Origin of the sequence: Pseudoalteromonas sp. TB51, from assembly GCF_000498055.1 — a bacterium.
Classification (GTDB): domain Bacteria; phylum Pseudomonadota; class Gammaproteobacteria; order Enterobacterales; family Alteromonadaceae; genus Pseudoalteromonas; species Pseudoalteromonas atlantica.
On record NZ_AUTO01000305.1, the window covers coordinates 1 to 6,521 of the forward strand.

6 protein-coding genes are annotated in these 6,521 nt (G+C 41.5%); 1 reads left to right on the top strand and 5 read right to left on the bottom strand.

Going from position 1 to position 6,521, the window contains the following annotated elements; all coding sequences use genetic code 11:
* The coding region (locus L650_RS0118505) for a TonB-dependent receptor plug domain-containing protein (protein ID WP_029774026.1) at positions 1-529 on the bottom strand (529 nt) is incomplete at its 3' end.
* Positions 530-991: 462 nt separating this feature from the next.
* Complete coding sequence (locus tag L650_RS0118515; RefSeq protein WP_029774027.1) at positions 992-2,035, bottom strand: alkene reductase; 1,044 nt, start codon at positions 2,033-2,035, stop codon at positions 992-994.
* A 370-nt stretch (positions 2,036-2,405) separates the two neighbouring features.
* On the opposite strand from L650_RS0118515, the gene L650_RS0118520 reads away from it, so the two are divergent.
* Complete coding sequence (locus tag L650_RS0118520) at positions 2,406-2,798, top strand: DUF2750 domain-containing protein (RefSeq protein WP_029774028.1); 393 nt, start codon at positions 2,406-2,408, stop codon at positions 2,796-2,798.
* Between the two features lie 56 nt (positions 2,799-2,854).
* On the opposite strand, the gene L650_RS0118525 is transcribed toward L650_RS0118520, so the two are convergent.
* The 3 genes from L650_RS0118525 to L650_RS0118535 all read right to left on the bottom strand — a co-directional run.
* Positions 2,855-3,724 (bottom strand): alpha/beta fold hydrolase, encoded by an 870-nt coding sequence (locus tag L650_RS0118525; RefSeq protein WP_029774029.1) that lies wholly within the window; start codon positions 3,722-3,724, stop codon positions 2,855-2,857.
* A 125-nt stretch (positions 3,725-3,849) separates the two neighbouring features.
* Entirely contained in the window at positions 3,850-4,713 is an 864-nt protein-coding gene (locus tag L650_RS0118530; protein WP_029774030.1) for a universal stress protein, read from the bottom strand.
* 84 nt (positions 4,714-4,797) lie between these two features.
* Positions 4,798-6,521 (bottom strand): tripartite tricarboxylate transporter permease (locus L650_RS0118535; RefSeq protein WP_085065530.1); only part of this gene is annotated, 1,724 nt, incomplete at its 5' end.

Here is a 6,521-nt window from a genome sequence, read left to right on the forward strand (position 1 = left end):
CGTGGCTACCCGAGGTGTAAGCAAAAGTGGTGCTGCTATCAAGACTTGGCGCTTTACTTACAAAGTTAAATGTACCGCCTAGTGCCTCAAGCGATGCCGATTTAATGTCTGAGGTGCCTTGGCCTACTTCTACAGTGGCTAAATTTTCAGTGTCTAGGTAACGGTTTGCTTTAGCGCCCCCACCATAGTTTGAGCCACCGTTAGGAATACCATCAACGGTCATCCCTAATTGCTGCTGGTTCGAGTCAATACTAAAACCACGCATAGTAATTGTGGTAGACCAGTCATCGCCACCAAATGCATCGCCTTCGTTTATGCTAATGCCAGGTAAGTTATCGATAACCGATAACACACTCGAAACCGTTGTTTGTTGATCAAGCATTGCAGGCTCAATCACATTATTTGCGTAACTGGTTGGTTTTGCAGTAACGGTTATTTCTTCTATTTCGTTGTCATTTGCATAAGCTGACGTTGATACAGCCATAGCAATTGCCATGCTCAAAATCGATTTATTAGTTAAAGCGTACATTGTGATCCCGTTTGGTTTTAATTATCTAAAGTAATTATGAAAGCGGGCACAGTATGATTTCGAATTATGACAACAAAAATGAAGTTTATTTACAGGGGTGTTAAAAAAATGTGGGGTTTTTATGGCTTTGTTATGTCATTTGTGAGTCAGCCTAAGCACAAAAACCTAGGCTGGTTTATATATAAATACTAGGGCGTGTTGATCTTTGCGGATTGAAATTTGTTCAATCTAGGGGTGATTAAATCGCGGCACGAGGTTTGTAACCTAGTGGGCTAAGTAAAAACCGAGTAACAAAGAGTTTATCGCCCCTAGGCAGAACCCGAAGGGCAGCGCATGTTTGGCATTTATGCTGCGTTATCGCCTATTAATGGGGAGTAACCACACTTCATAGGCTCTGCCTTGCCTAAAAACCAAACATACTGCTGCAAATTCAAACGCCAAAGGTCAACACGCCCTAATTAATTAGAATAGTTTAGCTAGCATCTCGTCACTATAAGCAACAAGTTCTTCATTATTAGCCACTTTACTAATGTAATCTGGATTAGCAATAAATGGACGACCAATCGCAATTAAATCAAACTGGTCATTGTTTATTGCTTGTTTTGCATCATCAAAACTGTAGCTACCTACCCCTACAAGGCTGGTTTTAGTGTTTGCGCGCAAATACTGCGAGGTTGTTTTACCTTCTAAAGAGTCAAATTGAGTGCTGTCATCAAAAATACCGCCATGAATGTAAGCCAGTTTTTTGTCATCTAGCTGCGCTAATAAATAATCAAATACCGCTTTATCACGCTTATCTTCTTCCATATTAAAATAAGCACCTGGCGATAACCTAATTGCCGTACGCTCATTACCTACTGCGTTAACAACCGCATCGGTCACTTCTATTGCAAAACGCGCCATATTTTCAGGTGTTTGGCCATATTCATCTGTGCGCTCATTTGCAGCGTAATGTAAAAACTGATCAATTAAATAACCATTTGCGCCATGAATTTCTACACCATCAAAACCTGCTTCAATGGCGTTTTCGGCCGCTTTAGCAAAGTCGGCTATCAATGAATTAATATCCTCTTTAGTGGCCGCTTTTGGCGTAATGTATGTCAGCTCACGCATACGTGGTACAGAGCCTTCAACACCAATTGCCGATGGCGCTAATACTTCGCCGTCAAAAAAATGAGGGTGAGCAACACGGCCAACATGCCAAAGCTGTGCAAACATTTTACCGCCGTTTGCGTGTACGGCGTCGGTTACTTTTTTCCAGCCTTGAATTTGCTCGCTGGTAAATAACCCCGGTGTATTTGGGTAGCCCTGTGCATCTGGGCGAATGATAGTGGCTTCGCTAATAATTAAGCCAGCATCGGCACGGCGCGCATAATATTCGACCATATCTTGCGTAGGTACTAAATTATCATCAGCCATACAACGGGTTAAAGGCGCCATAAAAACGCGATTTTTAAGTTCAAGTGAGTCGTTTAATGTATACGGAGCCAGTAAATCTGTGGTCATTGTTAAATCCTTCATTATGAGTATGCATATGAGATGCGGCCTTTTTAACAACATTCAAGGGTAATTTTGAATGCTCGCTCAAAATATACTTAGGGAGTACCAAAACAGATCTGGATTACAAAATTAAATAACCTGAACTCTGGTTAAGAGATTTACTAACACTTTTTATCATGATGATAGTTAAGCTTATTTTGTCTCTAGCCAGAGATTTTCAGTAAATTCAACGCAGTTAGCGCTTAAAATAGCTGCTAGAGATAGATTTATTACCCAGAGTTCAGGTTAAATAATAATTTTTCAACACACTGTCACATAACTCGATATACTTGTAGCAGTAAAATTCAAATTTGAAGCAATAAAGAGTGAGCCAATTATGACAACTGTAAATGCGACTGAAGAACAAACCGTAATTTTAGGGCTAGGGGCAAAAAAACGACTCGCTTTTATGTTTGAAACCGTACAACAGTACAAACAAGTATGGATTTTAAACGACGATGATGGCTGCGTAATGCTTGCCAACGAAGATGACGACTGTGTACCAGTGTGGCCAACCCGCGATTTTGCACAAGCTTGGGCCACGGGCGAATGGGAAGGCTGTACTCCAAAAGCCATTCCGGCTAAAGATTGGTTTAGCCGCTGGACACCCGGCCTTGAAGAAGACGACTTACTGATTGCGGTGTTCCCTACCGAAGAGGACGACGGCACGGTGCTTTTTCCTGATGAATTTGAAAGCCAGTTAAAAATTCCTAAAAAAAGAAAGTACTAAGTAGCCAGCATCACGCTATTTAGTTTATAAACGCGGCCTAAAATAGCCGCGTTTTTTTATATCTGCTTTCTAAAATTTAAATAAGCCTCGGTTATAGCCTTGGCATCTTCTATTTGTGGGTAGTGCCCAAGCTCAACAAACCCTTGTACGCGCGCATTAGGTATTGTTTTTTTATAGTGCTCAAGCATGTGTTTACCCGATATTGGGTCTTGCTCACCTGCAATAAACGTAAGCGGTATAACGCTATTAATCATTGCCCCAACCCAGCGCTGCTCGTTTTGTTTTCGCTGTGTAATATATTTAATTAGCTTGGGCATTACACGTAAACCCTTGTTATAAATTAACAACGCCCAAAGGGTATCAATTACCATAGGGGCTGGTGGTGTTTTTTTGCCAAAAATAGTGATTAAATTTTTAGCAAACTTTTGTTTGCTCATTAGCTTAGGTACTAGCCAACCGAGTTTTGAAAGTAGCAGCTTTTGTATAAATAAAGGTTTATGTATGTGTGGAAATAACCCGCCATTTAAAAAGCATACACTGTGTATGCGTATGTCGCTTTGAGCAGCAACTTGCCTTGCTAATAGCTCTTGAGCCACGGTATCACCATAATCATGAGCTAATAGGTGTACATTGGTAATATCTAAACGCTTTAAAAATTGCGTGTATAAATCAGCTTGCTCTGTAATGTTATAAGCCGCATTTATTGGTTTATCCGAAAGGCCAAAACCCAGCATATCAAGTGTAATTAAAAAGTAGTGTTTTTTGAGCTCATCCCACATACCTTCCCAGTCCCAGCTTGCACTAGGAAAGCCGTGTATCAAAAGGAGCGCGGGGTTATTAGCATTTCCCGCTGTTTGAGTAAAAATTTGCTTGGCATTTATATCAATAAACTGCCCGTTTGATTGCCACTGTGAAAGCGTATACATAGGCTGCTACCCATTAACTTTTATTATTGTAATGGTTAGTTTTATCACATTGAGCTTTAATAAAAAGCCGATATTGAACGTAAATATCAGCTTTTGGGTAAAATTTAGTTTTTAAGCTTTAAGTGTTATCGCGCCATAAGTATTGGCAAGGTGGTGTTTGCTAGCATGTAGTTAGTCATACCACCAAAAATTTGCTCATGGATTCGCCTGTGAGTAAATGCGCCCATCACCACTAGATCAGCGTTATGCATTTGCGCTACCGACATAAACGCTTTAGCGGTCGATTGCCTGCCATTATTAAATGTTACAAACTCACTTTTAATATCGTGCTGAGCTAAATATTTAACCACTTCATGGCCGTTTGGCATTTTATCGGCGCTACTTGCGCTGGTGCAAATAACAACCTTTTTAGCCTGTTTTAAAAGCGGTAAACTGTAAGTGAGCGCACGCGATACCTCGGTGCTGGCGTTCCAGCCAATCACCACTGTTTTTATATCAAAGTGGGTCATTTGCCGTGGTACCAGTAATATAGGTTTACCACTTCGCATTACCGATGCCTCAAAGGTCGAGGTTGATTTACCACTTTTAGACTGCGGAATAATAATTAAATCAGCAACTTTGCCTTGCTCTGCAATTATTTCGCTGCGCACACCTATATTAATATGCCATGAAGCGCTTGGGTGCGTGGGATGCTCTGCGCTGTCGTCAGTGTATTTAACTTGCTGCTGGGCACATAAACTAACAAATTCGATTTTTAAATTTGCCGATTCGGTTGTTGCAAAGCGCCCTGCTACAGAGTCTAACTCTTTTACCAATTTAGTTGGTAAGCCCAGCTGCCCTGTTGGCAAAAAGCGTTTTGGGTCTAAGTGCGTGTGATAAACATCAAGGTGCGCATTAAAATACTTAGCAACGGCTAAGCCCCCTTTTAAGCGCTCTGTTACATGCCCACTTGTAGAAAGCGGCATTAAAATAAGCTTAGGTGAAATCATAATTATATCCTTCTTAAGCCAGTGCCTTTTAGAGCGAATGTAAACCGTGCTAAGCGCTGCTTGTTTTGCTTAGCACGGCGGCGTTTACAGCTGCGTAAAGCTTGCCACTTCTTGTAGGTAACCGCTTGGTAAGTCTAATACCATAAAGTGCGATAAAGTAAGTAAAAATGCTAACGCACACACTGTCAGTGTTAATGTTCTAGCAATTGATATACGTGCTTTTACAAGTAAAAATATTATGAAAAACAACGCTATCGAAATCACATAGCCCAGTAAAAAACACCCAGCTAATAACCCACACAGCCAAAATACATAATGCCAAAGGCCAGTCACGCTTGAGTCGTTTACATACCCCGCAGAGACCTCATTATCGTAATTTACAGCATCGTCTACTTTATTAAGCAGCAGCTTGATCAGCACAACCGCAGAGAGTATTAACATGAACGAGCACACCACACCAGGAAATACTCCACCTAAGAATGTGCGTTGGAACGAGTCATACAAACCGTATGCAAACACTAAACAAACAAAGCCAGAAAATGCGATTTGTGGTTTAAGGTTAGTTGGTTTTACCTCAGCATTAGCTGTGTTTTTATTGGCTTTTTCTTTTTTAGCAGCCTTAATAGAGTGGCGTGCTGCAAAGAAAATAGAAAGCGCGGTTAATGCACCAATAATAATCACAGCCGGTTTTAATAAAAACTCTATGCCGTCAAACTGAATAGCTTGATAAAGGTAAGTTTCCATGCCGCTTGCTAGTACAAAGCCAATTAAAAATGCCGGTCGTGGCCATCCAAAGCGCTTCATTAATATGCCTAAAATACCAATACCAATAAGTGCGACTAAATCACCTAAATCACGGGTTGCCTGAAACGCCGCAAAAAAGATCACCATAACCATAAATGGTGCCATGAGCGTGTAAGGAATAGTTGTTACCTTTGCTACCCATTTAGAAATTAGTAAACACGCGCCCGCGCCAATTACATTAGCAAGTGCCAGTGACCATACAATGGTGTAAGTAACATCAAGGTCAGTGGTGATCATCGCAGGGCCTGGCTCTAAGCCAATTAATACCATGCCACCTAAAAATACAGCCATGCTGCCAGAACCTGGAATACCAAATAATAAGGTCGGAATTAAGCCACCGCCTTCTTTGGCATTATTTGATGACTCAGGGGCAATAACACCGCGTATGTCGCCTTTACCAAAGTTTTCGGTGTCTTTAGAGGTTTGTACTGCATGACCATAAGAGATCCAATCAACTACGCTGCCACCTAGGCCAGGTAGTGCGCCAACAACACAGCCAATAGCAGCACAGCGCGTGGCTAGCCATTTATTTTTAACAACATCTTTTACGCCTTCAAACCATCCACTACCCAGCTCAGAAGCTTCTGAAATAGAGCGATTTTGACGCAGTAAATCGATAATCTCAGGTAATGCAAATATACCTAAACCAACAACCACTAACGGAATACCATCCATAAGGTAACCGTTATCAAATACCATGCGGTATTCACCGGTTGCAGGAGCACCGCCAAGTGAGCCTAAACATAAACCTAAGCCACATGCGCTTAAGCCTTTTACTAGGCTATTACCGGCTAATACACCCACCATGCTTAAACCTAGCAAAGTAAGCATGAATAATTCGGCCGAGCCAAACGCTAAAATAACGGGGCGGGCAATCAGTACAAACAGCGTTAAAATAATGGCGCCAAAAAGACCACCAAATAATGACGAAGCAAACGCTGCTGAAAGCGCACGCGCTGCTTGACCCTTTTTAGACAGTGGGAAGCCGTCAAGCACTGTGGCTT